General features: G+C 66.2%; 24 protein-coding genes and 2 pseudogenes. 5 read left to right on the forward strand and 21 right to left on the reverse strand.

Features of this window, described 5'->3' with window-relative positions:
* Positions 1-8 precede the first annotated feature (8 nt).
* Genes HDG39_RS26575 through HDG39_RS26600 form a run of 6 tightly spaced genes read right to left on the reverse strand, consistent with a single transcriptional unit; the run spans position 9 to position 6980 of the window.
* Entirely contained in the window at positions 9-272 is a 264-nt protein-coding gene (locus HDG39_RS26575; RefSeq protein ID WP_184010034.1) for a hypothetical protein, read from the reverse strand.
* Positions 273-303: 31 nt separating this feature from the next.
* Complete coding sequence (locus HDG39_RS26580; RefSeq protein ID WP_184010036.1) at positions 304-960, reverse strand: sarcosine oxidase subunit gamma; 657 nt, start codon at positions 958-960, stop codon at positions 304-306.
* Positions 950-3952: a sarcosine oxidase subunit alpha family protein gene (locus tag HDG39_RS26585; RefSeq protein WP_184010038.1), complete on the reverse strand. Its 3003-nt coding sequence runs from the start codon at positions 3950-3952 to the stop codon at positions 950-952. The genes HDG39_RS26580 and HDG39_RS26585 overlap by 11 nt, the downstream gene beginning before the upstream one ends.
* The gene (locus HDG39_RS26590) at positions 3949-4284 is read right to left on the reverse strand and encodes a sarcosine oxidase subunit delta (protein WP_184010040.1); all 336 of its coding nucleotides are present in this window, start codon (positions 4282-4284) and stop codon (positions 3949-3951) included. The genes HDG39_RS26585 and HDG39_RS26590 overlap by 4 nt, the downstream gene beginning before the upstream one ends.
* 17 nt (positions 4285-4301) lie before the next feature.
* Positions 4302-5546 (reverse strand): sarcosine oxidase subunit beta family protein, encoded by a 1245-nt coding sequence (locus tag HDG39_RS26595; RefSeq protein ID WP_184010042.1) that lies wholly within the window; start codon positions 5544-5546, stop codon positions 4302-4304.
* A gap of 39 nt (positions 5547-5585) precedes the next feature.
* Positions 5586-6980 carry an L-serine ammonia-lyase gene (locus HDG39_RS26600; RefSeq protein WP_184010044.1) on the reverse strand — a complete coding sequence of 465 codons (1395 nt, stop codon included), beginning with the start codon at positions 6978-6980 and terminating at the stop codon, positions 5586-5588.
* Between the two features lie 325 nt (positions 6981-7305).
* On the opposite strand from HDG39_RS26600, the gene HDG39_RS26605 reads away from it, so the two are divergent.
* The gene (locus HDG39_RS26605) at positions 7306-8388 is read left to right on the forward strand and encodes a GlxA family transcriptional regulator (RefSeq protein ID WP_184010046.1); all 1083 of its coding nucleotides are present in this window, start codon (positions 7306-7308) and stop codon (positions 8386-8388) included.
* Positions 8389-8419: 31 nt separating this feature from the next.
* Here the strand turns inward: HDG39_RS26605 and HDG39_RS26610 are convergent, their stop codons facing one another.
* From HDG39_RS26610 to HDG39_RS26630, 5 genes are all read right to left on the reverse strand, one after another.
* Positions 8420-9412: a GlxA family transcriptional regulator gene (locus HDG39_RS26610; RefSeq protein WP_184010048.1), complete on the reverse strand. Its 993-nt coding sequence runs from the start codon at positions 9410-9412 to the stop codon at positions 8420-8422.
* Positions 9413-9432: 20 nt separating this feature from the next.
* Positions 9433-10335, reverse strand: a complete 903-nt coding sequence (choW, locus tag HDG39_RS26615; protein ID WP_184010050.1) for a choline ABC transporter permease subunit — start codon at positions 10333-10335, stop codon at positions 9433-9435.
* Positions 10328-11503, reverse strand: a complete 1176-nt coding sequence (locus HDG39_RS26620) for a quaternary amine ABC transporter ATP-binding protein (protein WP_184010052.1) — start codon at positions 11501-11503, stop codon at positions 10328-10330. The genes choW and HDG39_RS26620 overlap by 8 nt, the downstream gene beginning before the upstream one ends.
* 259 nt (positions 11504-11762) lie before the next feature.
* Positions 11763-12890, reverse strand: coding sequence for a VIT1/CCC1 transporter family protein (locus HDG39_RS26625; protein ID WP_184010054.1), 1128 nt, complete (start codon positions 12888-12890; stop codon positions 11763-11765).
* 66 nt (positions 12891-12956) lie between these two features.
* Positions 12957-13268 (reverse strand): hypothetical protein, encoded by a 312-nt coding sequence (locus HDG39_RS26630; RefSeq protein ID WP_176078901.1) that lies wholly within the window; start codon positions 13266-13268, stop codon positions 12957-12959.
* A gap of 467 nt (positions 13269-13735) precedes the next feature.
* On the opposite strand from HDG39_RS26630, the gene HDG39_RS26635 reads away from it, so the two are divergent.
* Positions 13736-14113: a BON domain-containing protein gene (locus HDG39_RS26635; protein ID WP_026226637.1), complete on the forward strand. Its 378-nt coding sequence runs from the start codon at positions 13736-13738 to the stop codon at positions 14111-14113.
* An 18-nt stretch (positions 14114-14131) separates the two neighbouring features.
* Here the strand turns inward: HDG39_RS26635 and HDG39_RS26640 are convergent, their stop codons facing one another.
* The 4 genes and pseudogenes from HDG39_RS26640 to HDG39_RS26655 all read right to left on the reverse strand — a co-directional run bounded on the left by HDG39_RS26640 (position 14132) and on the right by HDG39_RS26655 (position 15507).
* On the reverse strand, positions 14132-14701 hold the full coding sequence (locus HDG39_RS26640; protein ID WP_184010056.1) for a helix-turn-helix domain-containing protein: 570 nt from the start codon (positions 14699-14701) through the stop codon (positions 14132-14134).
* Between the two features lie 14 nt (positions 14702-14715).
* Positions 14716-14832 (reverse strand): annotated as a pseudogene (locus tag HDG39_RS35250) (recombinase family protein); the annotation flags it as partial.
* An 86-nt stretch (positions 14833-14918) separates the two neighbouring features.
* Positions 14919-15239: a HepT-like ribonuclease domain-containing protein gene (locus tag HDG39_RS26650; protein WP_503125005.1), complete on the reverse strand. Its 321-nt coding sequence runs from the start codon at positions 15237-15239 to the stop codon at positions 14919-14921.
* Positions 15217-15507, reverse strand: coding sequence for a nucleotidyltransferase family protein (locus HDG39_RS26655; protein WP_184010058.1), 291 nt, complete (start codon positions 15505-15507; stop codon positions 15217-15219). Before HDG39_RS26655 ends, HDG39_RS26650 begins: the two co-directional genes overlap by 23 nt.
* 294 nt (positions 15508-15801) lie before the next feature.
* On the opposite strand from HDG39_RS26655, the gene HDG39_RS26660 reads away from it, so the two are divergent.
* Together HDG39_RS26660 and HDG39_RS26665 are read left to right on the forward strand one after the other, a co-directional pair.
* Complete coding sequence (locus HDG39_RS26660; protein WP_184010060.1) at positions 15802-17196, forward strand: LLM class flavin-dependent oxidoreductase; 1395 nt, start codon at positions 15802-15804, stop codon at positions 17194-17196.
* Between the two features lie 47 nt (positions 17197-17243).
* Positions 17244-17807, forward strand: coding sequence for a flavin reductase (locus HDG39_RS26665; protein ID WP_184010062.1), 564 nt, complete (start codon positions 17244-17246; stop codon positions 17805-17807).
* Between the two features lie 221 nt (positions 17808-18028).
* Here HDG39_RS26665 and HDG39_RS26670 read toward each other — a convergent pair whose 3' ends face one another.
* The 6 genes and pseudogenes from HDG39_RS26670 to HDG39_RS26695 form a co-directional block, all read right to left on the reverse strand.
* Entirely contained in the window at positions 18029-19177 is a 1149-nt protein-coding gene (locus HDG39_RS26670; protein WP_184010064.1) for a DUF1501 domain-containing protein, read from the reverse strand.
* Between the two features lie 5 nt (positions 19178-19182).
* Positions 19183-20727, reverse strand: a complete 1545-nt coding sequence (locus HDG39_RS26675; RefSeq protein WP_184010066.1) for a DUF1800 domain-containing protein — start codon at positions 20725-20727, stop codon at positions 19183-19185.
* 82 nt (positions 20728-20809) lie between these two features.
* On the reverse strand, positions 20810-21322 hold the full coding sequence (locus HDG39_RS26680; RefSeq protein ID WP_184010068.1) for a periplasmic heavy metal sensor: 513 nt from the start codon (positions 21320-21322) through the stop codon (positions 20810-20812).
* Entirely contained in the window at positions 21319-21735 is a 417-nt protein-coding gene (locus HDG39_RS26685) for a hypothetical protein (protein WP_184010070.1), read from the reverse strand. The genes HDG39_RS26680 and HDG39_RS26685 overlap by 4 nt, the downstream gene beginning before the upstream one ends.
* Positions 21732-22322 (reverse strand): annotated as a pseudogene (locus tag HDG39_RS26690) (RNA polymerase sigma factor); the annotation flags it as partial. The gene HDG39_RS26685 and the pseudogene HDG39_RS26690, both read right to left, overlap by 4 nt.
* Before the next feature lie 244 nt (positions 22323-22566).
* Positions 22567-22884 (reverse strand): YXWGXW repeat-containing protein, encoded by a 318-nt coding sequence (locus HDG39_RS26695; protein ID WP_184010074.1) that lies wholly within the window; start codon positions 22882-22884, stop codon positions 22567-22569.
* A gap of 350 nt (positions 22885-23234) precedes the next feature.
* Between HDG39_RS26695 and HDG39_RS26700 the strand changes: the two genes are divergently transcribed.
* Positions 23235-25031: a phospholipase C gene (locus HDG39_RS26700; RefSeq protein WP_184010076.1), complete on the forward strand. Its 1797-nt coding sequence runs from the start codon at positions 23235-23237 to the stop codon at positions 25029-25031.
* The last annotated feature ends 45 nt before the right edge of the window (positions 25032-25076 follow it).

Consider the following 25076-nt stretch of genomic DNA (forward strand, 5'->3'; position numbering starts at 1 on the left):
GCGTGGACTTACGGGCGCAGCCGCGCACGCGCTGCGCCGGCGATCCGCGCGAGCGCATCCGCGCTCAGACGGGCCGCGATTTTCTCGACGTACGCATGATGCCGCCCTTCGAGCGGCGCACCGAGCTCCCGCGCGAGTAGATAGCGGATCAGCGCAATGCGCCGATGACGCAGCGCGATACTTTGATCGAGCAGCGCGAGCGCGGCGCCGGCATCGCGCTCATCGCACGCGCGTGCCGTGAGAAGCGAGGTGGCCGCGCGTGCCGACGTCATGGCGAAATCAGCAAAGCGAACCGCGCGTCGCTCAGCACATCAACGGCTCGGCGGCGTCGAGCATGATTCTGACGAAGTAATCCGCGAAGCTGCGACGCACGACGATGTCGAAACTGTCGGCGCCCGTGGGCAGCAACGTGATCGACGCCTTGAAATAGTGGCTCTGCGCGCACTGCCCCGGGCCGAAAAGTTTGGGATGCAGATCGAGCGGACAGCCGCGCGCGAGCACGTCGCGCGTGCGCGTGCCGGTGATTTCAAGCACCGTATAGCCGCTGCCCACATCGACCGCCGATGCGAACACGCCCGCGAACGCCGCGCCGAGCTTCGCCTGCAACGGCGCCGTGCGCGTCGCATCGTGCGCGGTCTCCGAACGCACGAGCCATTCGTCGGGGCCGAGCCAGACCATGTCGTAGCCGTTGCCGCGCGCGACGGTGTTCGGCTTCTCCGGCGGCTTGCAGCCGATCACCTGTTCCACCGCGCGAATGAACGCCGCGTCGCGCGTATCGCCGCGCACGTTCACGAGTTCGAGAAATGGCCGCTCGCCGAGCCGGAACGCGGCGGTCGCGTTGGCCTGATGCTGTTTCAGCAGCCCATCCACACCGACCAGCGGCGACTCCTGCCACGCGCCGTTTTGCCGCCCGAGCGTGCGGTCCACGATGGACACCGTTCCGCCAGTTTCATTCCACATGTTGACGTGCTCCTTCGCTGTCGTAGAACACCGGACTCGCGATCCTCGCCGCGATCTGTTTGCCGCTCGCGAGCGGAATCGTGACGGTCGTGCCGATCTTGTCGAGACCGCCCTTGACGACCGCCATCGCGATCGAGCGTTGCAGAATCGGGCTGTAATAGCTCGACGTGACGTGCCCGAGCATCGGCGCGGTGTCGCCCTGGAACGGACCGGCGACGATCTGCGAGCCCTCGGGTATCACGAACGACGCATCCTCCGCGAGCAGCCCGACCAGTTGCTTACGTCCCGCCTTCGCGGTGTCCGAGCGGGCGAGCGAGCGCTTGCCGAGAAAGTCCTTCGACTTCGCGACGAGCCCGCCCATGCCGAGGTCGTGCGGCGTCATCGAGCCGTCCGTATCCTGGCCGACGATGATGTAGCCCTTCTCCGCGCGCAGCACGTGCATCGTCTCGGTGCCGTACGGCGTGATGTTGAACTCCGCGCCCGCGGCCATCAACGCTTCCCACACCGCGCGTCCGACGTTGGCCGGCACGTTCACCTCATACGCGAGTTCGCCCGAGAAGCTGATGCGCATCACGCGCGCCGCCGCGCCCGCGACGGTGCCTTCACGATACGTCATGAACGGAAACGCCGCGTTCGCGAAGTCGATGTCGTCGCAGACCTTTTGCAGCACCTTGCGGCTCATCGGACCGACTACCGCAAGAGTTGCCCAGTGATCGGTGACCGACGCGAGCCGCACGCGCAGGTCGGGCCATTCGGTTTGCAGCCAGCGTTCGAGCCACGTGAGCACACGCGCCGCGCCGCCGGTGGTGGTCGTCATCATGTAGTGCTGCTCGGCGAGGCGCACGGTCACGCCGTCGTCGAAGATCATGCCGTTTTCGTCGAGCATCAGGCCGTAGCGGCACTTGCCGACTTCGAGCCTGGTCCACGGATTCGTGTACACCCAGTTCAACAGTCTCGCGGAATCGGGGCCCTGAATATCGATCTTGCCTAGCGTCGACGCATCGAGAATGCCGACGCTCGTGCGCACCGCGAGCGCTTCGCGCGCAACCGCCGCGTGCAGATCCTCGCCCGCTTTCGGGTAATACCACGGACGCTTCCAGTTGCCGACGTCCTCGAACGCCGCGCCGTGTTCCACGTGCCATTCGTGCACCGCCGTCTTGCGCACCGGATCGAGCAATTCGCCCAATTCCCGGCCGGCGAACGTGCCGAACGTGACCGGCGTGTAGTTCGGCCGGAACGTCGTCGTGCCGGTCTCGGGAATGGTCTTACCGAGCGCCTGGGCGAGAATCGCCATGCCGTTGATGTTGCCGAGCTTGCCCTGGTCGGTGCCGAAGCCCATCGCGGTGTAGCGCTTCACGTGTTCGACCGATTCGAAGCCTTCGCGCGCCGCGAGGAAGATGTCGGCCGCCGCGACGTCGTTCTGGAAATCGACGAACTGCTTGGGCCCGCGCGTGGCCAACTCGCGTCCGCCGACGAGCCACAGCGGTTCCAGCTTCGTTTCGCTCAGTTCGGCGACCTGCACCGGCTTTGGCCGCGCGACGATGTGCCCGGCCGCGCGCGCCGCTTCGACGCCGGCGTCGAGCGCGAAGCGGATGCCCTGGCCGAGCGTGAAGTCGCCCGCGCAGGCGCCGACGCTGGTCTCAGGCTGGACCGCCTTGCCCGGCACGAAGCAGGCCTTGTCGTCATGCCAATGGGCCTTGCCCCCCGACTGCGCGAACAGATGCAGCACTGGGCTCCAGCCACCCGACATCGCGAGCAGATCGCACGGCAGTTGGCCCTGCTGAGCGGTGATTTGCCCTTTCGCATACGATGCGAGCGACACCGACGCGACGCGCAGCTTGCCATGCGCCGCCGTGACGACCGTGCCGTTCAGCACCTTGATGCCATGGCGGCGCGCGAGCGCGGGCAGCGTGCCCTTCGATTCGCCCGCGCGCGGATCGATGACGCTCACCTGCGCGCCGGCCGCCTTCAGGTCGAGCGCACATTGATAGCCGTCGTCGTTGTTCGTGAACACGATCGCATTGCGACCCGGCAGTACCGCATACCGATGCAGATAGCTCGACACCGCCGACGCGAGCATCACGCCAGGCAGATCGTTGTTGCCGAACACGATCGGCCGTTCATGCGCGCCGGTCGCGAGAATCACGCGTTTCGCGCGGATCTTCCACAGCAGTTCGCGCGTGCCCTTGCGCTGCGACACGGGCAGATGATCGGTCAGGCGCTGCGTGACCGTGACGAGATTGTGGTCCTGATAGCCGAACGCGGTGCTGCGGCTCAGGATCTTCACATCGGGCAACTGCCGCAATTCGTCCTCGATTTTCCGCACCCACTGCAGCGCGGGCTTGCCGTCGATCTCCGCGCCGCAGGACAGCAGCGAGCCGCCCAGCTCGGGCTGATCGTCGACGAGCGTCACGCGCGCGCCGGACATGGCCGCCGCGTGCGCGGCCGCGAGCCCGGTCGGGCCGCCGCCGACCACCAGCACGTCGCAATGCGCGAAGCACTTGTCGTAGCGGTCCGCGTCGCGCTGTCGCGGCGCGGTGCCGAGGCCGGCCGCGTCGCGAATCGCTTCCTCGTACTTCGGCCAGAGTTTGCGCGGCCACATGAAGGTCTTGTAGTAGAAGCCCGCCGGAATGAAGCGCGCGATCTTCTGGTTGATCGCCATGCGGTCCTTCTCGATGCTCGGTTTCGCGTTCACGCTGCTCGCGACGAGCCCCTGGTACAACTCGACCTCGGTGGCCCGCGCGTTCGGCACCGTGTAGGCGCCGGTCTCCAGTTGCACGACCGCGTTCGGCTCCTCGACGCCCGCGGTCACGATGCCGCGCGGCCGATGATATTTCCAGCTGCGCGCGACGAAATGCATGCCGTTCGCGAGCAATGCGGACGCGAGCGTATCGCCTTGATAACCCTGATACTCGACGCCGTTGAACGTGAAGCTCAGCGCGATCGCGCGATTGATGCGCCCGCCGGTCGGGAGTCGGTCTTTCTGGCTCATGATGCTTTGCCCTCTTGTGCCTTTACCTGTGCGTTTGCTGCCTGTGTATCGGTACTGTCCAGCGCCAGCAACGGACGCTCGAACGTCTGATAGCCCTGGAACGCATAGCTGACGGTGTCGCGCTGCGCCTTGAACCAGCGGCGGCAGCCCTGCGTGTGGAACCATTGCTCGCGATGCACGCCGCGCGGGTTCTTGCGCATGAAAAGGTAGTCGCCCCATTCCTTGTCGGTGAGCGTGTCCGTGTCGAGCGGGCGGGCGATGTCCGCCTCGCCGCCGCACGTGAATTCGGTTTCGGCGCGGGGACCGCACCAGGGGCATTCGATCAGCAGCATCTGTGTCTCCTTGTCGACTAGTGGGCCACGGCGGCAGCGCCATGCTCATCGATCAGATGACCGGTATAGAACCGGTCCAGCGAAAACGGCGCGTTCAACGGATGGGGTTCGTCCTTCGCGATCGTGTGCGCATAGACCCATCCCGAGCCGGGCGTCGCCTTGAAGCCGCCCGTCCCCCAGCCGCAGTTGAAATACAGTCCCTTCACATCGGTCTTGCTGATGATCGGGCACGCGTCCGGCGACACATCGACGATGCCGCCCCACTGCCGGTTCATCCGCACGCGCGAAAACACCGGGAACATCTCGACGATCGCCTCGAGCGTGCCCTCGATGATCTGGAAGCTGCCGCGCTGCCCAAAGCCCGTGTACTGATCGACGCCCGCACCGATCACGAGATCGCCCTTGTCGGACTGGCTGATATACGCGTGGACCGCATTCGACATCACGACCGTGTTGACGACCGGCTTGATCGGCTCCGACACCAGCGCCTGCAACGGATGGCTTTCGAGCGGCAGTCGCACTCCGGCCATGTCGGCGAGCGTCGACGTGTTGCCGGCCGCGACCACCGCGACCTTCTTCGCCTTGATGAAACCCTTCGTCGTGTCGACGCCCGTCACCTGGCTGCCGTCGCGGCGAATGCCGACGACCTGGCAGTTCTGCACGATATCGACGCCGGCCTGATCGGCGCCGCGCGCGAAGCCCCACGCCACCGCATCGTGCCGGGCCACGCCGCCGCGCCGCTGGATCGATGCGCCGAGCACCGGATAGCGGCTGTTCAGATTGATGGTCGGCTCGAGTTCCTTGATCTGCGCGGGCGTGAGAAATTCGGCGTCGACGCCGTTCAGGCGGTTCGCGTTGACGCGGCGTTCGGTGTCGCGCACGTCCTGCAGCGTATGCGCGAGATTCATCACGCCGCGCTGGCTGAACATCACGTTGTAGTTCAGATCCTGCGCGAGCCCTTCCCACAGCTTCATCGCCTTCTCGTAGAGCGCGGCGGATTCGTCCCACAGGTAGTTCGACCGCACGATCGTCGTATTGCGCGCGGTGTTGCCGCCGCCGATCCAGCCCTTCTCGAGCACCGCGACATTGCGCACGCCATGCTCCTTCGCGAGGTAGTACGCGGTCGCGAGACCGTGCCCGCCGCCGCCGACGATCACGACGTCGTATTCACGTTTAGGCTCGGGGCTGCGCCATTGCCGCTCCCAGTTCTCGTGATACGACATCCCGTTGCGTAGCAGGCTGAATATCGAATAGCGGCTCATCGTCGGTCCTTTGCGGTTTTGCGGATGCGGTGTAGCAGTTCAACACTCGATGACGTTCACGGCCAGTCCGCCGCGCGACGTCTCCTTGTATTTCGTCTTCATGTCGGCGCCGGTTTCGCGCATGGTGCGGATCACACTGTCGAGCGACACCACGTGCTTGCCGTCGCCCTTCATCGCGAGGCGGGCCGCGTTGATCGCCTTGATCGCGCCCATCGCGTTGCGCTCGATGCACGGAATCTGCACCAGCCCGCCGACCGGATCGCAGGTCATGCCGAGGTTGTGTTCCATACCGATTTCGGCGGCGTTCTCGACCTGGGTGGGCGTGCCGCCCATCACGGCCGCGAGCGCGGCGGCGGCCATCGAGCAGGCCACGCCCACTTCGCCCTGGCAGCCCACCTCGGCGCCGGAGATCGACGCCGTTTCCTTGTAGATGATGCCGATCGCCGCGGCGGTCAGCAGGAAGTCGACGATGCCCGCGTCGTTCGCCGCATGCATGAATTTCACGTAGTAGTGCAGCACGGCCGGGATCACGCCGGCCGCGCCATTGGTCGGCGCGGTGACGACCCGGCCGCCCGCGGCGTTCTCCTCGTTGACGGCCATCGCGTACAGGTTGACCCAGTCGAGCATCGACAGCGGGTCGCGCAGCGATTCCTCCGAGCGTGCGCGCAAGCGCTCGCACAGCTCGGCCGCGCGACGCTTCACGTGCATCGGGCCGGGCAACTCGCCGTGCACCTTGCAACCGCGCTCGACACACGCGGCCATCGTGCGCCAGATCGCCAGCAGGCCCTCGCGCACTTCGGGTTCGGGCCGGGTCGCGCATTCGTTGCGCAACGTCACTTCGGCGATGGACAGGCCGCTTTCGCGGCACACGCGCATCAGATCGTCACCGGTGCGAAACGGATACGGCACCTCGGCGTCGGCGCGCCGGCCGTTCACGCGATCGCCGTCGCGATTGACGACGAAGCCGCCGCCGATCGAGAAGTACTCTTTTTCGACGAGCAGTTGACCGTTCTCGTCGAAGGCCTGGAAGCGCATGCCGTTCGGATGCACGACGCCCGAGCCCGGCGCGCCCGGCATCAGCTTGCGCAAGAAGCCGACATGTTCGCGCTCGTCGAACGCGACCGGATGCTTGCCGAGCAGCAAGAGCTGGCGGGTCTCGCGGATCGCGCGCAGCCGCGGCCCGATCAGCTCAGGATCGAGCCGGTCGGGCAGATTGCCTTCGAGGCCTAGCAGCACCGCCTTGTCGGTGCCGTGGCCCTTGCCGGTCGCGCCGAGCGAGCCGAACAGCTCGGCTCTGACGCGCCGCACGAAGCCAAGCAGATTCGCGTCCTCGATGTGCGATGCGAAGCGGCATGCGGCGATCATCGGCCCGACCGTGTGCGAGCTGGATGGACCGATGCCGATCTTGAACAGATCGAAGACGCTGACGTTCATGGCGTGCCTTGTGCGTTGTGTCTTGCGTGTTGCGATGGCCGGAAGCGCTTCGACTCGACTGATGCGCCCGGATGGAATGTGCGTCTATTGCACCGCACGCCGGGCCGGATCGATAGAATAAAAACGGCATCGCAATGGGATGGCGTCGTCAAGTGAGCCGCCATGCGGGTCTCCCGGCGCATTTGCGATGACTTGGGACGCATTTGCGACAGGCGGCCCGATTGCGGCCGGCAATGCTGAAGGTCCGTGGTGCTATCCTCGGCTTCACCGTTTCGGTCAACGTCCGTTCCTCTTTCGCCGTTCTTTTCACCGACCCGCCGCGCGCATGAATTCCGCTGAAACGCTTGCCCCTCCCTCACTCGACACAGCAACGAAGCAGCGCATCCGCTTCGGCATCATCCTGCTGCCGAACTTCACGCTGACCGCATTCTCCGGTTTCGTCGACCTGCTGCGCCTGTCCGCCGACGAAGGCGACTTCAGCAAGCCGGTGCGCTGTTCGTGGAGCGTGATCGGGGAAACCCTGGCCCCGGTGCGGGCGAGTTGCGGCATCCAGATCACGCCGTGGGAAACCTTCGAGACCGCCGAGAAGTTCGACTACGTGGTGGTGGTCGGCGGACTGCTGCACTCGGGGCCGGCCGCGAGCGAGGCGACGCTCGCGTTCATCCGCCGCGCCGCCGCCCGCGACGCGACGCTGGTCGGCATGTGCACCGGCGTGTTCTCGCTGATGCGCGCGGGCGTGCTCGACGGCCATCGGATCTGCGTGAGCTGGTTTCACTACTGGGATTTCATCGAGCGCTTTCCGTCGGTCGACGAACAGATGCTGGTCGCCGACCGGCTGTTCGTGATCGACCGGCGGCGCATCACCTGTTCCGGCGGCCGCGCGTCGATCGACGTCGCCGCCGCGATCCTGCTGCGTCATTTCGAAACGGCGACGGTGCAGAAGGCGCTGCGCATCCTGCTCGTCGACGACCTGCAAAAAGGCAACGCGCCGCAGCCGCATCCCCCCGGTCTCGCGCCGGCCTCGCATCCAAAGGTCAAGCGCGCGATCCTGCTGATGGAGCAGCACGTAGGCCGCGCGCTGCCGCTCGACGAACTGGCGGGCAAGCTCGATCTGTCGCCGCGTCAGCTCGAACGGCTGTTCAAGGCGCAGACCGGCAAGGCGCCGCAAGCCTACGCGAAGCAGGTGCGCCTGCGCACTGCCGCGTGGTTGTTGACGAGCTCAGACAAGACCGTCGCCGATATCGCGTCGAGCTGCGGCTTTTCGGACGCCTCGCACCTGGGACGGGAATTTCGCAAACAGTTCGGCGTGCCGCCGATGATGTATCGCGAGCAGCGCGGCACGGCGCAGCAAGCCGACGACGGCTCGTGCTACGACGAAACGTTTCCGGGCCGCGCGCAGGCGATCTGAATCCGCGCGGCATGAGAGGCCGCGGCACCCGCTACTCCGGCATGCGCCGCTCGACGCTCGGCGCATGTCCGAACTGCGCGCGATAGGCCTTGCTGAAATGACACGGAGAATGAAAACCGCACATCGTGGTCACACGCGCGATCGACGCATCGGTATTGCGCAGCAGATCGCGCGCGCGGCGCAGCCGCAAACTCAGGTAGTAATGCGTCGGCGACACGTTCAGGAATAGCTTGAACATCCGTTGCAAATGACGCTGTGACAGGTTGACGAGCCGCGCGAGTTCGTCGAGCGATAGCGGCTCCTCGACGTTCGCTTCCATCAGCCTCACCACTTCGATCAGTTCAGCGCGCGACAGGCCGATCCGCGCGTCGACCGGAATGTGCTGGTAATCGGTCGAGCCGCGAATCCGCTCGACGATGAATTGCTCGGACACCTGCGCGGCCACTGCGGCGCCTAGCCGCATGCCCACCAGATGCAGCATCAAATCGAGCGGCGCGGTTCCGCCAGTGCAGGTCAGCCGGTCGCGGTCGATCACGAACAGTTCGTCGTCGAAATGCACGTGCGGATAGCGCTGGTGCAACGGCGACATGTCCTCCCAATGCACGGTCGCGCGATAGCCGTCGAGCAGCCCGGCCGCGAGCAGCGCATACGGACCCGTGCAGATGCCGCCGAGCGGCACGCGATGCGCGGCCGCCTCGCGCAGCAGCGCGATCACCGCGTCGTTGACATACTCGCGCACGTGCCAGCCCGCGCACACGAACAGCAGGTCCGGCATGCCGGCCTCGGCGAGCGTGGTGGTCGGTTTCACCGTGATGCCGTTGCTCGCGCGCGCCGGCTCGCCGTCCGGCGTGATCACCGACCACCGGTAGTGCTGCGCGCGGCCCACGTAGTTCGCCATGCGCAGCACCTCGACCGCGCTCGTGAACGCGATCATCGAGAAGTTCGGCAGCGTCAGGAAGCCGACGTGCGCGACGGCGCACAGCCGCGCATCGGCTTCGGCGGAGGCGATTGCGTCGCGCTTCATGGACGTCTCGAATCAGGCCGTCAACCGTGTTGCGCCGCCAGCTCGCGGCGCACTTTCATCGCATTGCGCAAACCGGCGAACAGGGGGGCGCGTACCTTGCCCGGCGCCCGGCCGAAGCTCTCGGTGATGCGGTCCAGAATGATCGCCAGCATCACGACCGACATCCCGCTTTCGAAGCCGAGTCCGATATCGAGCCGCTGGATGCTCGCGAGCACGTCGTTACCAAGGCCGCCCGCACCGACCATCGACGCGATGATCACCATCGACAAAGCCATCATGATGGTCTGGTTCACGCCGGTCATGATCGACGGCAGCGCGTTCGGAAACTGCACCTTGTACAGCAGTTGCCACGGCGTGCAGCCGAACGCCTGTCCCGCTTCGACGATTTCGCGATTCACGTGCCTGATGCCGAGCGCAGTCAGACGCACCGCGGGCGGCATCGCGAAGATCACCGTCGACAGGATGCCCGGCACGCGGCCGAGACCGAACAGCATCGCGGCCGGAATCAGGTAGACGAACGCGGGCATCGTCTGCATCAGATCGAGCACCGGGCGCACGATCATTTCGACGGTGCGGCTCTTCGCCGTCCAGATGCCGAGCGGCACGCCGAGCACGAGACTGATCACCGTCGACGACAGCGTGAGGCCGAGCGTGATCACCATCTGATCCCAGAAGCCGGTGCCATAAATCAGCAGCAGCGCCGCCAGCGTGAACAGCGCAAAGCGCCAGCCGACGCGCCACAAGCCGATGCCGACGAAAAACGCCATCAGCGCCCACATCGGCACGGCCTGCAAACCGTGCTCGACCGCCGCGGCGAAACTCTCGATGACCTTGCCGATCGTATCGAACGTCTTCGCATCGTGATCGAGCAGGTAGTGAACGCCGTGATCGACCCAGGCGCCAAGTGGAATGACTTCAGACATGGGAACCTCGATGGCGCGTGAGAACGGTCAGCACGTTCGTCTTGTTGACCGAACCGCAGTAGGAGCCGTCCGCTTCGACGACCGGCAGCGGCGCGCGGCTCGCCACCACGCGCTCGACCACGTCGTCGAGCGGCGTGCTGCGGCGGATGCATTCGATCTGGTTGAGTTTCGGCGACGCGCTGCCCGTCGCATCGCGGCACACGAAGCCGCGAATTCGGCGCTCGCTGTCGAGCACGAACGCGTAGTCGGCGCTGCCGTCGAGCGTCGCGGCGACGCTCGACGCGTCGATCTGCGGCGCGTGCATCAGCGGCACGTCGTCGGTCTGCATCAAATCGCCGGCCGTCAGATAGCGGCTCGTGTCGATGCCTTCGAAGAACGCGCGCACGTAGTCATCGGCTGGGTTCTTGATGATTTCCCGCGGCGTGCCGATCTGCACCACGCGTCCGCCTTCCATGATCGCGATGCGCGTGCCGATGCGCATCGCCTCCTCGAGATCGTGCGACACGAACAGGATCGTGCGCTGCTGCTCGCGTTGCAGATCGAGCAGCACGTTCTGCATCTCCTTGCGCTTGAGCGGATCGAGCGCGGAGAACGCCTCGTCCATGATCATCAGCGACGGGTTGACCGCGAGCGCGCGCGCAAGCCCGACGCGCTGCTGCATGCCGCCCGACAACTCGGCCGGCAGTTTCTGCGCGAACGGTGCGAGGCCGACCTGTTCGAGCACCGTCAGCGCCTGCGCCTCGCGCTCCTTGCGGCCGACCCCCGCGACCTCGAGCCCGAACGCGGCGTTGGCCAGCACGCTGCGCTGCGGCATCAACGCGAAGGACTGGAACACCATGCTCATGTCCTTGCGGCGCAGCGCGGTCAGCTCGGCGCGCGGCACGCTCGCGACATCGCGGCCGTCGATCAGCACTTTGCCGGCGCTGGGCTCGACGAGCCGATTGATCAGGCGAATCAGCGTCGACTTGCCCGAGCCGGACAGGCCCATCAGCACGAAGATCTCGCCCTCGCGAACCTCGAACGACGCGTTGTGGACGCCGACGATCTGACCGGTGCGGGCAAACACCTCTTCTTTCGTGGCGCCGCCGGCCAGCATCGCAAGCGCCTGTTTCGGGTTGCTGCCGAACACCTTGCACAGCCCTTCGACCACGACCTTGGGGGAATTCATCGAATGCTCTCCTCGCTCGCGGACGTCCGTCCGCGCTGTGCCTACATAGTTGCCAGAAAAAAGTGCGGCTAACCGACTAATTCCGACAACCACATGAGGAAATGCGACACCCGGGTGCGCGGTGAACGCTCGACGCGGCGAGGAAAGCCTTGTGGGAGAAAGGATTGGCGCGGATTGGCCGACGCGCGGAGCGTGTCGCCACAGAGCAGGCAGCGCTCCCGGACGGCGGCGAGCGCGCGACGCTTGCGGGGTGAACCGGTCAGGAAATCGACACGCCCAGCAAACGCCCGACGCCGAACGTAAACCCCGCCGCGATCAGTCCGATAATGATCTGGCGCAGCGCCGAAAACCCCGCGCTGCGGCCGTTGAACAGCGACGTGAACACGCCGATCGACGCGAGCGCCAGCATGCTCAGCACGACACACTGCACGATCGCGCTGACGCCGCTCGTCCACAGGAACGGCATCACCGGGAAAATCGCACCGAGCGAGAACAGGCAGAACGACACGCCCGCCGCCGACCACGGATTGCCGCCCAGTTCCGCCGGATCGAGACCGAGCTCCTCGCGCGTGAGGGTGTCGAGCGCCTTGTCCTTGTCGCGCATCATCTGCGAGGCCACGCGTTTCGCCTCGTTCGCATCGAGCCCTTTCGCGCGGTAGATCAGCGCGAGCTCGTGCTCCTCCGCTTCGGGCTGTTCTTCGATCTCCTCGGCTTCCTTGGCGATCTGCGTGCTCGCGAGTTCGCGCGCATTGGTGACCGACAGCCATTCGCCGAGCGCCATCGAACAGGCACCGGCGATCAGCCCGGCCAGGCCGGTCAACAGGATCGCCTTGTTGCCGGTGCCCGCGCCGGCGACGCCCATGATCAGACAGAAGTTGGACACGAGGCCATCGTTCGCGCCGAGAACCGCCGCGCGCAGATCGTTGCCCGACGCGGCGCCCTTGTGCCACGACTCGGCCGCGGCAATGCGCGCGCCGGACGACAGGTTGGCATTGCCGGTGCTCGCGAGCGTCTGCACGACGGCCGCGTGATGATGTTCGTCGGCCGACATGTGGCCCGCGTCGCGTTGGCCCTGATATTTGTTGCGGTCCGCGTATTCGGCGGCGGCGAGCGTCGGCAGCACGAAGTCCGCGCCGCACACGCGCACGAGGCCCTTCATCAGACGCGTTTTGACCGCGTGCCCACGGCCCTTGGGTTCGATGCCATTGGCTCTGAGCTTGTCGGCCCACACTTGCGCGTGGCTGTGTTCGGATTGCGCGAGATCCTGATAGACCTGCTTGCGGGTCTCGTCTTGCTCGACCTGCGCGAGCGTCTCATAGAGGGCGGCGCTGTGCAGTTCGTCGGAGAGATTCGCCTTGTAGCGTTTCACTTCATGTTTCGTTGCCATGATCGCGCCTCGCAACTGCCCGGCGCCTCATCAACGATGAATGCCACGCCGGGCGTCCGGTGTCCGTTACTGGCTGGCAGGCGCACCAACGCCGGCCTTCTTCTGGGCTGCCTGCAGCTTGTCCGGATAGTTCGGATCGTTCTGCGCCGGCTGGTAGCCCGCGTCTTCGAGTTTCTTCAACTCGGCGTTCTTTTTCGCGCGAGCCTGTTTGCGCTCAGCCTTACGCTCGGCCTTGGTCGGCTTTGGGGTGGTCGTCGTCGCGCCTTCCTGGGCCGCGGCATCCGTCGAGCCCTGCGCGAGCGCGAGCGGAATCGTACCGGCCATCAGTGCGACGGCCGAAACCCCCAGCATGATTCGTTTAATGGCGAAGCTCTTCATCACTGATATCCCCTGAAAAAATTGGCAATAACGTACGAATTGCGTCTGCGAATCGTGAACCACACGCCGGGTCGCGCAGCCTCCACGCGAACCCGTCAACGGGAGCTTACAGCCAAATAGCGGGATGCGGGTCGGGAGCGTGGACGACCCCTGCGGCCTCGCTTTCAGAATGCTCCGGGTTTTGCCGAGACTGACTCATAGCCGCTCGTCCGCGCTTGTAGTCAACTGCCTCGTATGCACGAGCCCGTGCCTCGCCGCGACAGCATCCAGGCCACGAGCGTTTCCCTCCGTGATTGAGTCTCTTTGGCAAGGCCTCCCAGCCAGGAGTATCGTTTAACCGCGCCGGAAGCGCCAAAACCATCACTCCTCTACAAGACAGGCGCTTCCCAGAGTCCAGACCAGCTCGACAAAGCGCGGCGTTTCTAACATGCAGCGAAGCGACATCAACTAATCGAGGAGGTGAAACCGTGAAAACAGTCAATCTTTTGAAGGTGCTCGGTATTGCATTGTGCGTGGCAACCGCATCCAGCGCCTATGCCCAGGCGAGCGACGCGCAGGCGCCTGCCGCCACGGCAGCCGCGCCGGCCACGACCGCCCAGTCGACGCGTGCGGCGGATCGCAAGCTCGGCCGCGACGTGCGGCGCGCGCTCGGTAAAGCACCGGGCTTCAATGTATCGAACGTGTTCGTGCGGGCGCGCGGCGGCGCGGTGACGTTGACCGGCTCGGTGCCTCAGGGCGAAATGATCCAGCAGGCCGGCGATGTTGCGAAAGGCGTGCCGGGCGTGACCTCGGTGACCAACAGACTCACCCTGAACCTGCCATCCCGCGGGAGTGGCGGGAGCTGAGCACAAGCTGGACGCAACTCAGCGCCGCACCAACCCCACCACATACCTGCACACCTCGGTGCCCGCGTTGAAGAACTCGCATTCGACCGGCGCACCGAGTTGCAAACAATCCCCCGCTTCGAGCCGGTGCGTCAGCGCGCCCTCGCGAAACGTCAGCACCCCTTGCGTGACCCAGATCTGCTGATGCTGAAACACGAACGCATCCGACGGATAAGGCACCCTCACCCCAATCGGCAATTCGATTTCGAGCAGTTCCAGCACGCCGCCGGTCGGCGGTGAAATACGCCGCCGCGTATAGCCGGTTTCGGGGTCCTCCCACAGCGACTGGTCCGCATGACGCACGAGCCGCTCGCCGGTCTGCTCGGCGAGTGCGAGCAACGTGGACAGCGTCAGCCCGAACGCGCCCGACAGCCGCCCGAGCACCGTCGCGGTCGGACTCGCCTCGCCACGCTCGATCTTGCTGATCATCGCCTTCGATACTCCCGAGCGCTCGGCCAGCTCGGCGAGCGACCAGTTGCGCGCCTCGCGCTCGGTCTTCACGCGCGCGGAGATCGCGTGGGTCAGATCGATGGCGGAAGTTTCGGACATGGCGTGGTCGTCGTTGCGCAAGTGGGGGGCACCTTATCCTCAAATACCTTCCGACAACCGGCCTTGGTCAAGGCCTCTTGTTGCAACTCAAGGTTCTGATCCTGCGTCGAGACACGGGGGTAGCCGATGATCGTGGCGTGACAGTGCCCATTGACGAGTTCGTTGCCGCCGGCGGCCGAGATAGTTGCCTTCAGTTCCGTTAACTCCATCCGCTCGGTCATTGCTTTATTCCATCGTCCTTGCGGTCTTCATCTTCGGCATCCTGGCACGCGGCAGGCAGTTGTTTCAGTAGCTCTGGTAGCGCCGTTTGCACTGTGTCCCACACCACATCAAGGTTGATATCGAAGTAGCCGTGGGCGATGCGGTTGCGCATCCCGCGCATGCTGCGCCACGGCACTTCAGGGTGCGCCTGAGCGAAGTCGGCATAGCGGTCCATTACTTTCGTGGCGGCCTCGCCAATGATGATGAGGCCCATGACGACGGCCCGTCGAGGTAGTCCGGCAAGCGGTTCTCGTTCATACCGGCTGCGCCTCCGCAAGCACCTTAGCCCGGAACTTCTGCGGCAGGTCGGCCGGGGTCAGCAGATCGACGTGGACGCCGAGTAGCGCTTCCAGTTCATCCTGCAACCCCCCTAGGTCGAACAGCGTCGCCCCTGGCAGCGCATCGACCAGCAGATCGAGGTCGCTGCCGTCCCGGTCGGTGCCGTGCAGCACGGAGCCGAACACGCGCGGGTTCGCTGCGCGGAAGCGACTCGTCGCTTCGCGCACTACGCTACGCTTCATGTCGAGAACAACGGACGGTCGCATGGGCATCCTTTCTTATCGAAACTGATCGAGACGATAAGCGATTGAGTCAAGACTCGCAATGCCTTCACCTCCCGTGCCATGCCGGTTGCGTTGGCGGGCTTGCTGCCCCGGCACAGCCTACGCCAAGCTGATTACCGTTGACGCAGCAGCGCCAGGATCAGCGCAGACCAGTTCAGACCGCTACGACCACCGCAACCGGCACAGCCAGCCAACCATGTCTTGCATAGTGATTTTTCGTCCACTATATTAAACGAAACGCCATCGCCCGAACCCGCTCATCAGCAGGAACACACCATGCCGAAGGAAATCGTTCTCAACGCGTTCGACATGAACTGCGTAGGCCACATCCAGCAAGGGCTGTGGACCCATCCGCGTGATCAGTCCACGCGCTACACGGATCTGCAGTACTGGACCGACTACGCGCGCAAGCTCGAAGCCGGCCTGTTCGACGGCATCTTTTTCGCGGACGTGGTCGGCGTGTACGACGTCTACGGCGGCAGCCCGGACGCGGCAATCGGCGGCGCCGTGCAGGTGCCGGTCAACGATCCGACACTGCTGATTCCGGCGATGGCCGCGCTCACGCGGCATCTGTCGTTCGGCGTCACGTCGAACCTGTCGGTCGAGCAGCCGTTTCTGTTCGCGCGCCGCATGTCGACGCTCGACCATCTGACGCGCGGCCGGGTCGGCTGGAACATCGTGACCGGCTATCTGGACAGCGCATCGCGCGCGATCGGCCTGAGCGGCCAGATGGCGCACGACGACCGCTACGATCTCGCCGACGAGTACATGGAGCTCGTGTACAAGCTGTGGGAATGCAGCTGGGAAGACGGCGCGGTGCTGCGCGACAAGGCGCACGGCGTCTATGCGGACGCGTCGAAAGTCCACGTGATCCATCACCACGGCAAGCAGTACCGCGTCGATGCAATGCATCTCGCGGAGCCGTCGCCGCAACGTACGCCGGTGCTGTATCAGGCCGGTTCGTCCGCGCGCGGCAAACAGTTCGCGGCGGCACACGCGGAGTGCGTGTTCGTCAACGGCCAGGCGAAGCCGGCGGTCAAGACGATCGTCGACGACATCCGCGCGCACGCGGTCGCCGGCGGCCGCCGCGCCGACGACATCAAGGTACTGCTCGGCCAGACGGTGATCACGGGCCGCACCGATCAGGAAGCGCGGGAGAAATTCGAGGAGTACCGCCGCTATGTGAGCTCGGAGGCGGCGCTGGCGCATGCGGCCGCATCGCTTGGCATCGACTTCGCGCGCTACGACCTCGACGAGCCGATCGAAACGGGCAAGAGCCAGGCGATCGTGTCGAACGTCGAAGCGATGACGCGCGCGGCCGGTCCGCAATGGACGAAGCGCAAGCTGCTCGAACAGATGGTGCTCGGCAGCCGCCAGCGGCCGCTCGTCGGTTCGGCCGACAAAATCGCCGACGAGCTGATCGCGTGGACCGAGGAAACCGGCGTCGATGGCTTCAATCTGTCGCGCACCGTCGTGCCCGAGTGCTTCGACGATTTCATCGAACTGGTCGTGCCGCTGCTGCAGGAACGTGGTGCCTACAAGCGCGCGTATCGTAACGGCACGCTGCGCGAAAAGCTGTTCGGCCACGCGCGGCTACCTGACAGCCACACAGCGGCGCGCTTCCGTTCGCCGGCTTGCGCGGCGGCGCCGGACGGCGAGCCTCGCGGCTAACTCGACCACCGTTGTTTTGGCGAACCCGACTTCCCGCAGAGGCCACCATGCTTGACAAGAGCACGTTCCGCGACGCGATGGCCGGGCTTGGCGCGGCCGTCAACATCATCACCAGCGACGGCGAAGCCGGTCTTGCGGGCTGCACTGCGTCGGCGGTCTGCGGCGTCACCGACGAGCCGCCCACCCTGCTCGTTTGCATCAACCGCAGCAGCCGCAACAACGCGGCGTTTCGCAGCAACGGCAAGCTCTGCGTGAACGTGCTGAGCGCCGAGCAGCAGGCGCTTGCCGCGCACTTCGCCACGAGCGCGCTCGCGATCGAAGAGCGCTTCGCCGCCGCGCAATGGGACGACCTCGCAACCGGCGCACCGGTGTTGCAGGACGCGCTCGCGTCGCTCGACTGCGAGATCGAGTCGGTGACCGAAGTCGGCACGCACACGGTGTTCTTCTGCGCGGTGAAAGCCGCGCGCACGCAGGGCGCGGGCGATGCGCTGATCTACTACGGCCGCCGCTATCATCGCGTCGGCGAGCGCTCGGTTCACGCGACGCCCGCCGCTTCACCTGCCCCGCCCCAGCCTCGCCAACGGCCCAGCCGCGATCGTCCGGCCGAATAGCGCGGCCGCGGTGCGCTCCGGATTGAGCGCAATACTTTCGCTCGCTGCACCGACGATCAACGCGTCGAGCAAAGCAGTCAGCGTCGGCTCACGCGACTCGCCATGCCGATGCGACGCGAACCCCCGTCCGCCGCGATCGCACGTCGCTCGCCCACGGAATCCTCGATCGCCCATCACGCCTCCGTGCCATCGTCATTGCACGCCGCTGTTCGATCAACGCGTCACGCCCGCACGACGCCCGTCATCGGTCTGCCCGCCACGGTCCGGCCAAACAGCGCTGCCGCCGTCCGTGCGGGATCGAGCCCGAGACTTTCACTCGCGGTGCCGGCGATCAACGCATCGAGCGAGGCGGTCGGCTTCAGGTCGCGCGACTGATACAGCTGATGCGGCGCGAGGCCCGGCCAATCCGCAATCACGCGTCCGCCCTGCACCGATCCGCCCAGCACCATCGCGACCGAGCCGGTACCGTGATCGGTGCCGCCCGTGCCGTTCGCGGCGGCGGTCCGGCCGAACTCCGTCGCGACCAGCACCGTGGTCTTGCTCCACGATGAACCCATGCCGTCGCGCAACGCCGCGAGCATCGTGTCGAGTGCCTTCAGTTGATTCGCGAGCCGCGCGTTCTGCGCGCTGTGCGTGTCCCACCCGCCGGTCTCGATCATCGCGATGCGCGGACCGTCGTCGCGCGCCAGAAAACTGGCCGCAAGCTTGCCGAGGCTCGCCGGGTCCTGGCGCGCGCCAGCGTCGCCCGCAAGGCCGCGCGCCGCCATCGCCGATTCCCACAGCGCACGCAGCTGCGCGTCCCGCTCGTACAGTTGCGACACGCGCGCGAGCAGATCGTCGGGCGCCTGCGGCAAGGCCGATGGTGCATACGACGTCACCGCCGCGGGCCCGCGCAGCGCCATCGGCACGGTCGGCGCGAACGCGATCGCGTTTTCGCGGCTGGCGGGCAGTAGCGCTGCGAGCCGGTTGAGCCAGCCGTCCTTCGTCTGATACGGCGACGTGCCGCCGGTTTCGAGCACGTTCTGTCCGTCGAAATGCGAGCGGTCGCGATACGGCGAGGCGACCGCGTGCACGAACAACGCCTCGCGCTGCGCGTACAGCGTCGCCATCTGCGCGAGCGCCGGATGCAGCGCGAACGTGCCGTCCAGATGCGGCGCGTTCGACGCATCGATCGCGAGCGGCCCGCGCAGCGTCGCATACGCGGGGTCCGCGTACGGCACGACGATGTTCAGCCCGTCGGCCGCGCCACGCTGGATCACGAACACGAAGCGGCGGTCGGTCGCGACATGCGCGAACGCAATCCGCGGCGACACGAGCAGTGCGCCGGCACCGGCGGCGGCGACGCTCAGAAACTGGCGGCGTGACAGCATGGCGTTCATCTCCGTTGAAAATCGGGCGATACCAGCAGCAGCGCGATCGCCGTCGATGCGCTTTCCGCGCGCGACACCGCCGTGGCCGTCGGCTCGCTGAGCGAGCCAGCCAGCAAGGTCTGGCCGAGCGAGCGCGCATCGAGCCGGTCGCCCACGCGCGCGGCGAAACGTTGCGCGACTTCGACGCGGCGCACGAGCGCATCGGGCGCGGCCCAGCTCGCGGCGATATCGTCGTAGCCGGCGGGTGAACCGGGCCGCCACACCGGCTGGCCAAGCTGCGTGAGGATCGGCGCGCTCTGCAGATTGCCGGGCTCGCGCCAGCCGAGTCCGCGCATCGACGAGATGGTCCACTCCCACGGTGTCTTGAACTTCACCGCGGCCGGCGACCATGCTTGCGGCGTATCGATCAACGCGCGATAGACGGCCGGCAGATCGCCGTCGCTGCGCGTGAACGCATCGGCCAGACGTTCGCTGACGCCAGGTGGCGGATCGTCGGCGACGAAATGGCGCGCGAGCTTCGTGCCGATATGCCGCGCGGTGGCCGGCGCGCGCGCGAGGTCGTGCAGGATCGCGAGCGCCTGCTGTTCGCCGGCTTCGTCGTAGCGGCGTCCCATGATCGTGCGCGAGCCGGGCTCGTGCAGCGCGGGACGAAACACGAAGCTGCCGGGTTCGCCGTTCTGTTCCAGCACGCGCCGGTTTGCATTGGCGCCGCCGTTCCCCGAATTGCCGACGAGACTCCAGCCGGTCAGCGCACGCGCGAACTCGGTCACGTCGTCCTGGCTATAGCCGCTGCGAACGCCGAGCGTATGCAGCTCCATGATCTCGCGCGCGAGGTTCTCGTTGAGTCCGCGTTTGTTGTCCGGATTGCGCTGCGCGGCGCGCAGCGCGGCCATGCTGTCGGGACCGACCGAGCGGTTCTGGTCGAGGAACAGCTGCATGGCCGGATGACGCTCGACGGCCACCAGCATGTCCTCGAAACGGCCGAGCACATGCGGGCGAATCGCCTCCGCTTCGAACGACCCGGCGAGCGCCGCGACGCCGGGCTTTTCGGTCGACACCGCGAAGTGATTCGCCCAGAAATGCACGAGGCGTTCGATGAACGGCGTCTGCGTGGTCAGCGCGCTTGCGACGCGCGCATTGACCGACGAGCGGTACATGTCGAGTATCTCGACGCGAAGTGCTTTTCTTTCGGCTTGCCTGGCGGCTTGCGCGTCGGTCTGGCTGACCGCTGCGGTGTTGCTGGCGCTGTTGTTTGCGCTTTTGTTTGCGCTGTTGTCTGCGCCGTGGTTCGCATTCTGGCTCGGGTTGTCTTCCCCGCCCGCCTTCTGTTTCGACTGCTGCTCCATCTGCATGCGCTGCTGCGCGAGCTGCGTCGACAATGCGATCGAATCAGGTTGGTTCGCCCACGCGTCGGGCCGCGGCTGATACTGCTCGAACTGCGCGAGCAGCCAGCCCTTCGGATCGGCGGGCGGCGTCTCGTCGGCGCGCGCGCCGAGGCCGAAGCGGTTCAGTGCGATCGCCGCGGCATTCAGGTTCGGTGAGTTGGCCATACGATCCTCGTCGGCAGGTAGGACACCTGCATGTCCGTTAAACGGCCGACACGCTGAAATCCGTCGCCATCGCGCGCATTTTTTATTCGCTCGATGCGGCATTCGCCGCCGGTTTTTTCGCGTTCGGCGCCGGCTGCGCTTCGCGCCATTGCCCGCGCGACTTCAAACTCTCGGCGAATTCGACGCGCTCCTCGGGCGTCAGCGTCGCCGCGAAATCGGCGACGCTCGCTTCGACCATCGCGCGCAGGCTGACATCGGCCGCGCGCGTGCGCGCGAGCGCGGCATCGAGTGCGGCGCGATCGAACTGCGGCGCGGCCAGCAGACGCAGCACCTCACGACGCCCTTCGCGAGCGTCGCGCGCATACTGGCGCCCGTCGCGCCGCGCGCTCTTCAGGCCGTCGATAAACGCCTGCCGCTGCTGCGCCGACAGCGGCTCGGCGGCGAACCGCAGCGCGCGTTGGTCCTGCGCCGCCGCCGGCGGATTCGCACCGTGCGCGGCGAACCATTGATACGCGCCGCCGGCGATCGCGCCGAGCAGGAACACGTTGAGCACCACCGAGCCCAGCAGCGCAAATTTCCACGAGCGCCCGTTCATTCGCCGCTCCAATCGGCGGAGCTGCCGCCGAAGCTCGAAGTCAGATACGAGGATTCATGCACGACCGGCGCGTTCCCGGTCAGCACGAAGAACGACACCGTGAACGCCCCCGCCACGCCGCCGAGCAACCCGACACCTGCCACCGCCGCGCCCGACCACCACAAACGCCAGCGCGCGGCTGGGCGTCGGGACGGCGCGCGGTCGATGATGCGACGCTGCAGTTCGAGGCTCGGCGGCTCGAGCTCGTCGGCGGCGAGCCACGCGTCGAGGCTGGCCGCGTCGCTCAACGCCGCATCGGCTTCGGCGCGATGCTCGCGCGCCCACGCCTGCGCGGCTTCGCGTTCGCGCTCCGGCCAGCGGCGCGCGTCGGCGCCGTACGCTGCAACGATCTGATGAAATCTTTCGGGCGTCATGACTTGTCCTTGCTAAGGCCGCTGCCGGCCAGTTGAGCGCGCAAACCGCGGCGCGCGCGGCTCAGCAGACTCTCCAGCGCATCGACGCTGACGCCCATCAAGGCGGCAGCGTCGAGGTTCGACATCTCCTGGTAGTAGGTCAGCACGAGTGCCTCGCGCTGTCGCGCCGGCAGCGCCGCGAGCGCCGCGCGCACGCGCGCGTGGTCGGCACGCGCTTCGAGCCGCGCGTCGGGCGGCGCGGCGGGATCGGCCGAGTCGGGCAGTTCGTCGCTCGGGTCTTCGCGCTGGCCGCGCAGACGGTCATAGCAAAGATTGAGCGCGACCCGGTGCATCCACGTGTCGAACTTCGCTTCGCCCTCACGCCAGCGGGCCGCCTGTTTCCAGATTCGCACGAAGACCTCCTGCGCGACGTCCTCCGCTTCCATGCGATCGCCGAGCATGCGCGTGGCGAGCGCAAGTAGCCGCGGCAACTTGCGCGTGACCAGCGAGCGGACCGCGCCGGGCTCCGCGCGGCCCACCCGCGCGATCAGCTCGGCGTCCGGATCGGGTGGTGCGTCGCTCAAGGCGTGCGGCTCGGTCGCGACATCACGCGCGCGCTTTCGCGTGAGGACCGCATCACGGGATCAACGTCGTTCACTTGCCGCCGCTCCTTCAGCTGTCGTGTCGTTATGTTGTCGTGCCGCTACGCCGCTATCCGGCCAGGTATCACGTACGCGGTCAATATACGACGAGCGCCGGCCGGTAATAGGCCGGGCGTGCCGGATAGACCACACAGCCGGCGAGCGAGGCCGCCAGCAGAATCATCACGAGTGTTTTCATCGCAAGCCTCGTTCAAGCCCAATGTCCTTCGATCCAGCGCCAGTGCGGCCCACGTTGCGCCCAATGCCCGGGCACCCAGCGATAGCCGAGGCGCACCGGCTGCCAGTGGCCCGGCACCCACACATAGCGGCCGTGCTCCCAGCGCCAGCGGCCCTGATCCCACACATAGCCATCCCGTGGCGCGGGCACGACTTCGACGCGCGGCGGCGGCGGCGCCATCGGCGCGATCATCACTTGCGCGGAGGCGGGCGCGGCGGTCAGCGTGACCGCGCAGCACAGCGCGGCGCTCAGCGTGGAACCGAGCAGACGGCTCATGCGGGTCGAGATCATGCCGTTTTCTCCCATAGGACCGGAAAGAGTCGGAGCCAGAAATCGCCCCGTTTCTTCTTCAACGTGTCGGCAGGGGGAAATCCGTCGCTCTGCCTGCAAATAAAGTGCGGCGGGAAGAAAGCGCTTGACGGTTGGCACTACGCGAACCGGAAGTCAGAGATATGAATGGAAAACGATAGCCGCCGTAATGTCTGCGACTCGAATCTTTAATCGAGGGCTGCTGAAATCTCCGGCAGCTTGATCGCGGCAACAACAGTAACAGCAACGGCATTTCTACCCATATTCCGCGGCGAGTCTCCATGCCTGTCGATGGAACGCTGCGCGGCCAAGTCGAATCTGGAGTCAGTCACATGTTCCGTAGAGCTTTGTTACCCATTCCGTTCGCCGCGATGCTGACGCTCGCCGGCTGCGGCAACAACAGCGTCAGCACGCCCGCGGCGTCGACTACGGGCGCGTCGTCGCCGGCCGCCTCGGTCTCCGCGCAGGATGCGCTGACGACCGCCACGCCGATCAAGCACGTGGTCGTGATCTTCGGCGAAAACGTGTCGTTCGATCACTACTTCGGCACCTATCCGCAAGCGACCAACCCGGTCGGCGAACCGCAATTCACCGCGGCCGCGGGCACGCCGACGGTCGACAACCTCAGCAGCAACAATCTGCTGACGTCGAACCCGAACGCGCTGGCGAGCTCGCCGAACACGGCGGGCCGCACGGTCGGCACCGTGGCGATCGCGGGTCTCGGGCTGCCGGCCGCGGACCTGCTGCCGTTCCGCCTCGATCGCTCGCAAGCGAATACGTCGAGCCAGAATCACGCGTACGCCGCCGAGCAGCTCGCCTATAACAACGGCGCGATGGATTCGTTCCCGCTGTTCACGGCGGCCGGTACGACGATCGCCGGCAGCACCGGCGCGTTCGCGACGAAAGGCCAGGTGCTCGGCTACTTCGACGGCAACACGGTCACCGCGATGTGGAACTACGCACAGAACTTCGCGATCAACCAGAACGCGTACACGGACACCTACGGACCGTCGACGCCCGGCGCACTCGAAGTCGTGTCCGGCCAGAACAACGGCGTGATCCTGACGGGCGGCACGTCGGCCAACGCGATCCCCGACTCGGCTGGCGGCAACACGATGATCGGCGACCTCGATCCGACCGGCGACACCTGCACGATCGCGGCGGGCAGCACGGTGACCGGCACGATGTCGTCGAAAAACAGGAATATCGGCGACCTGCTGAACGCGAAGAAGATCACGTGGGGCGGCTTCATGGGCGGCTTCAATCTGCAGACCGTCAACCCGAACGGCACGACCGGCTGCGCGCGCTCGACGTTCTCGCAGGTGCTCAACGCGAGCAAGGCCGACTACGTTCAGCACCACGCGTGGTTCCAGTACTACGCGAGCACGGCGAACCTCGCGCATACGCGGCCGACGTCGACGGCGGTGATTGGTGCGACCGATCCGCTCGATAACACCGCGACCCCGGTGCATCACCAGTACGACACCGACGACTTCTTCACCGCGGTGAAGGCCGGCAACTACCCATCGGTCAACTTCCTGAAGGCGCCGGCCATCAGCGACGGCCACCCGGGAAACTCGGACCCGATCGACGAGCAGGCGTTCGTCACGAAGGTGATCAACTTCCTCGAACAGCAGCCTGACTGGAAGAACACCGCCGTGATCATTGCCTACGACGATTCGGACGGCTGGTACGACCACCGCTACAAGGCGCCGACCAGCGCGTCGTTCGACTCGACCAGCGCGCAATCGGCGGGCGGCGGGACCGTTGCCGGCAGCGACAACCTCAGCGCGGCGGGCCAGTGCACGGCCGCGGGCGCGGTGCAGCCGCAAGGCGTCAACGGCGGCGTGGTGAACGGCCGCTGCGGGCCGGGTACGCGCACGCCGTTCATCGTCGTGTCGCCGTGGGCGAAGGTCAACTTCGTCGACGACACGCTGATCACGCAGGCGTCGGTGGTGCGCTTCATCGAGGACAATTGGCTTGGCGGCCAGCGCCTCGGCGGCGGATCGTTCGATGCGACGGCCGGCAGCATCATGAACATGTTCAATTTCTCGGGTTCGGGCAACACCGCGCCGCTGTATCTCGACGAAAACCTCGGCACCAGGCTGTCCTCGCCGCCGTCGACCTGAGCGGGCGCCATATGCGTGTTTGATCGCGCGTTGTTCGCGTTGCGC

The organism is Paraburkholderia lebeckiae, assembly GCF_014201005.1.
Lineage (GTDB): Bacteria > Pseudomonadota > Gammaproteobacteria > Burkholderiales > Burkholderiaceae > Paraburkholderia > Paraburkholderia tuberum.

Excerpts from the sequence above, each read along its gene's own strand:
- HDG39_RS26585 (WP_184010038.1), bottom strand. The coding sequence starts at position 3,952 with ATGAGCCAGAAAGACCGACTCCCGACCGGCGGGCGCATCAATCGCGCG.
- HDG39_RS26640 (WP_184010056.1), bottom strand. The coding sequence starts at position 14,701 with ATGTCCGAAACTTCCGCCATCGATCTGACCCACGCGATCTCCGCGCGC.
- HDG39_RS26620 (WP_184010052.1), bottom strand. The coding sequence starts at position 11,503 with ATGAATTCCCCCAAGGTCGTGGTCGAAGGGCTGTGCAAGGTGTTCGGC.
- HDG39_RS26670 (WP_184010064.1), bottom strand. The coding sequence starts at position 19,177 with ATGCTGTCACGCCGCCAGTTTCTGAGCGTCGCCGCCGCCGGTGCCGGC.
- HDG39_RS26590 (WP_184010040.1), bottom strand. The coding sequence starts at position 4,284 with ATGCTGCTGATCGAATGCCCCTGGTGCGGTCCCCGCGCCGAAACCGAA.
- HDG39_RS26575 (WP_184010034.1), bottom strand. The coding sequence starts at position 272 with ATGACGTCGGCACGCGCGGCCACCTCGCTTCTCACGGCACGCGCGTGC.
- HDG39_RS26665 (WP_184010062.1), top strand. The coding sequence starts at position 17,244 with ATGCTTGACAAGAGCACGTTCCGCGACGCGATGGCCGGGCTTGGCGCG.
- HDG39_RS26675 (WP_184010066.1), bottom strand. The coding sequence starts at position 20,727 with ATGGCCAACTCACCGAACCTGAATGCCGCGGCGATCGCACTGAACCGC.
- HDG39_RS26580 (WP_184010036.1), bottom strand. The coding sequence starts at position 960 with ATGTGGAATGAAACTGGCGGAACGGTGTCCATCGTGGACCGCACGCTC.
- choW (WP_184010050.1), bottom strand. The coding sequence starts at position 10,335 with ATGTCTGAAGTCATTCCACTTGGCGCCTGGGTCGATCACGGCGTTCAC.
- HDG39_RS26625 (WP_184010054.1), bottom strand. The coding sequence starts at position 12,890 with ATGGCAACGAAACATGAAGTGAAACGCTACAAGGCGAATCTCTCCGAC.
- HDG39_RS26655 (WP_184010058.1), bottom strand. The coding sequence starts at position 15,507 with ATGCGACCGTCCGTTGTTCTCGACATGAAGCGTAGCGTAGTGCGCGAA.
- HDG39_RS26630 (WP_176078901.1), bottom strand. The coding sequence starts at position 13,268 with ATGAAGAGCTTCGCCATTAAACGAATCATGCTGGGGGTTTCGGCCGTC.
- HDG39_RS26700 (WP_184010076.1), top strand. The coding sequence starts at position 23,235 with ATGTTCCGTAGAGCTTTGTTACCCATTCCGTTCGCCGCGATGCTGACG.
- HDG39_RS26595 (WP_184010042.1), bottom strand. The coding sequence starts at position 5,546 with ATGAGCCGCTATTCGATATTCAGCCTGCTACGCAACGGGATGTCGTAT.
- HDG39_RS26685 (WP_184010070.1), bottom strand. The coding sequence starts at position 21,735 with ATGACGCCCGAAAGATTTCATCAGATCGTTGCAGCGTACGGCGCCGAC.
- HDG39_RS26680 (WP_184010068.1), bottom strand. The coding sequence starts at position 21,322 with ATGAACGGGCGCTCGTGGAAATTTGCGCTGCTGGGCTCGGTGGTGCTC.
- HDG39_RS26605 (WP_184010046.1), top strand. The coding sequence starts at position 7,306 with ATGAATTCCGCTGAAACGCTTGCCCCTCCCTCACTCGACACAGCAACG.
- HDG39_RS26610 (WP_184010048.1), bottom strand. The coding sequence starts at position 9,412 with ATGAAGCGCGACGCAATCGCCTCCGCCGAAGCCGATGCGCGGCTGTGC.
- HDG39_RS26660 (WP_184010060.1), top strand. The coding sequence starts at position 15,802 with ATGCCGAAGGAAATCGTTCTCAACGCGTTCGACATGAACTGCGTAGGC.
- HDG39_RS26600 (WP_184010044.1), bottom strand. The coding sequence starts at position 6,980 with ATGAACGTCAGCGTCTTCGATCTGTTCAAGATCGGCATCGGTCCATCC.
- HDG39_RS26695 (WP_184010074.1), bottom strand. The coding sequence starts at position 22,884 with ATGATCTCGACCCGCATGAGCCGTCTGCTCGGTTCCACGCTGAGCGCC.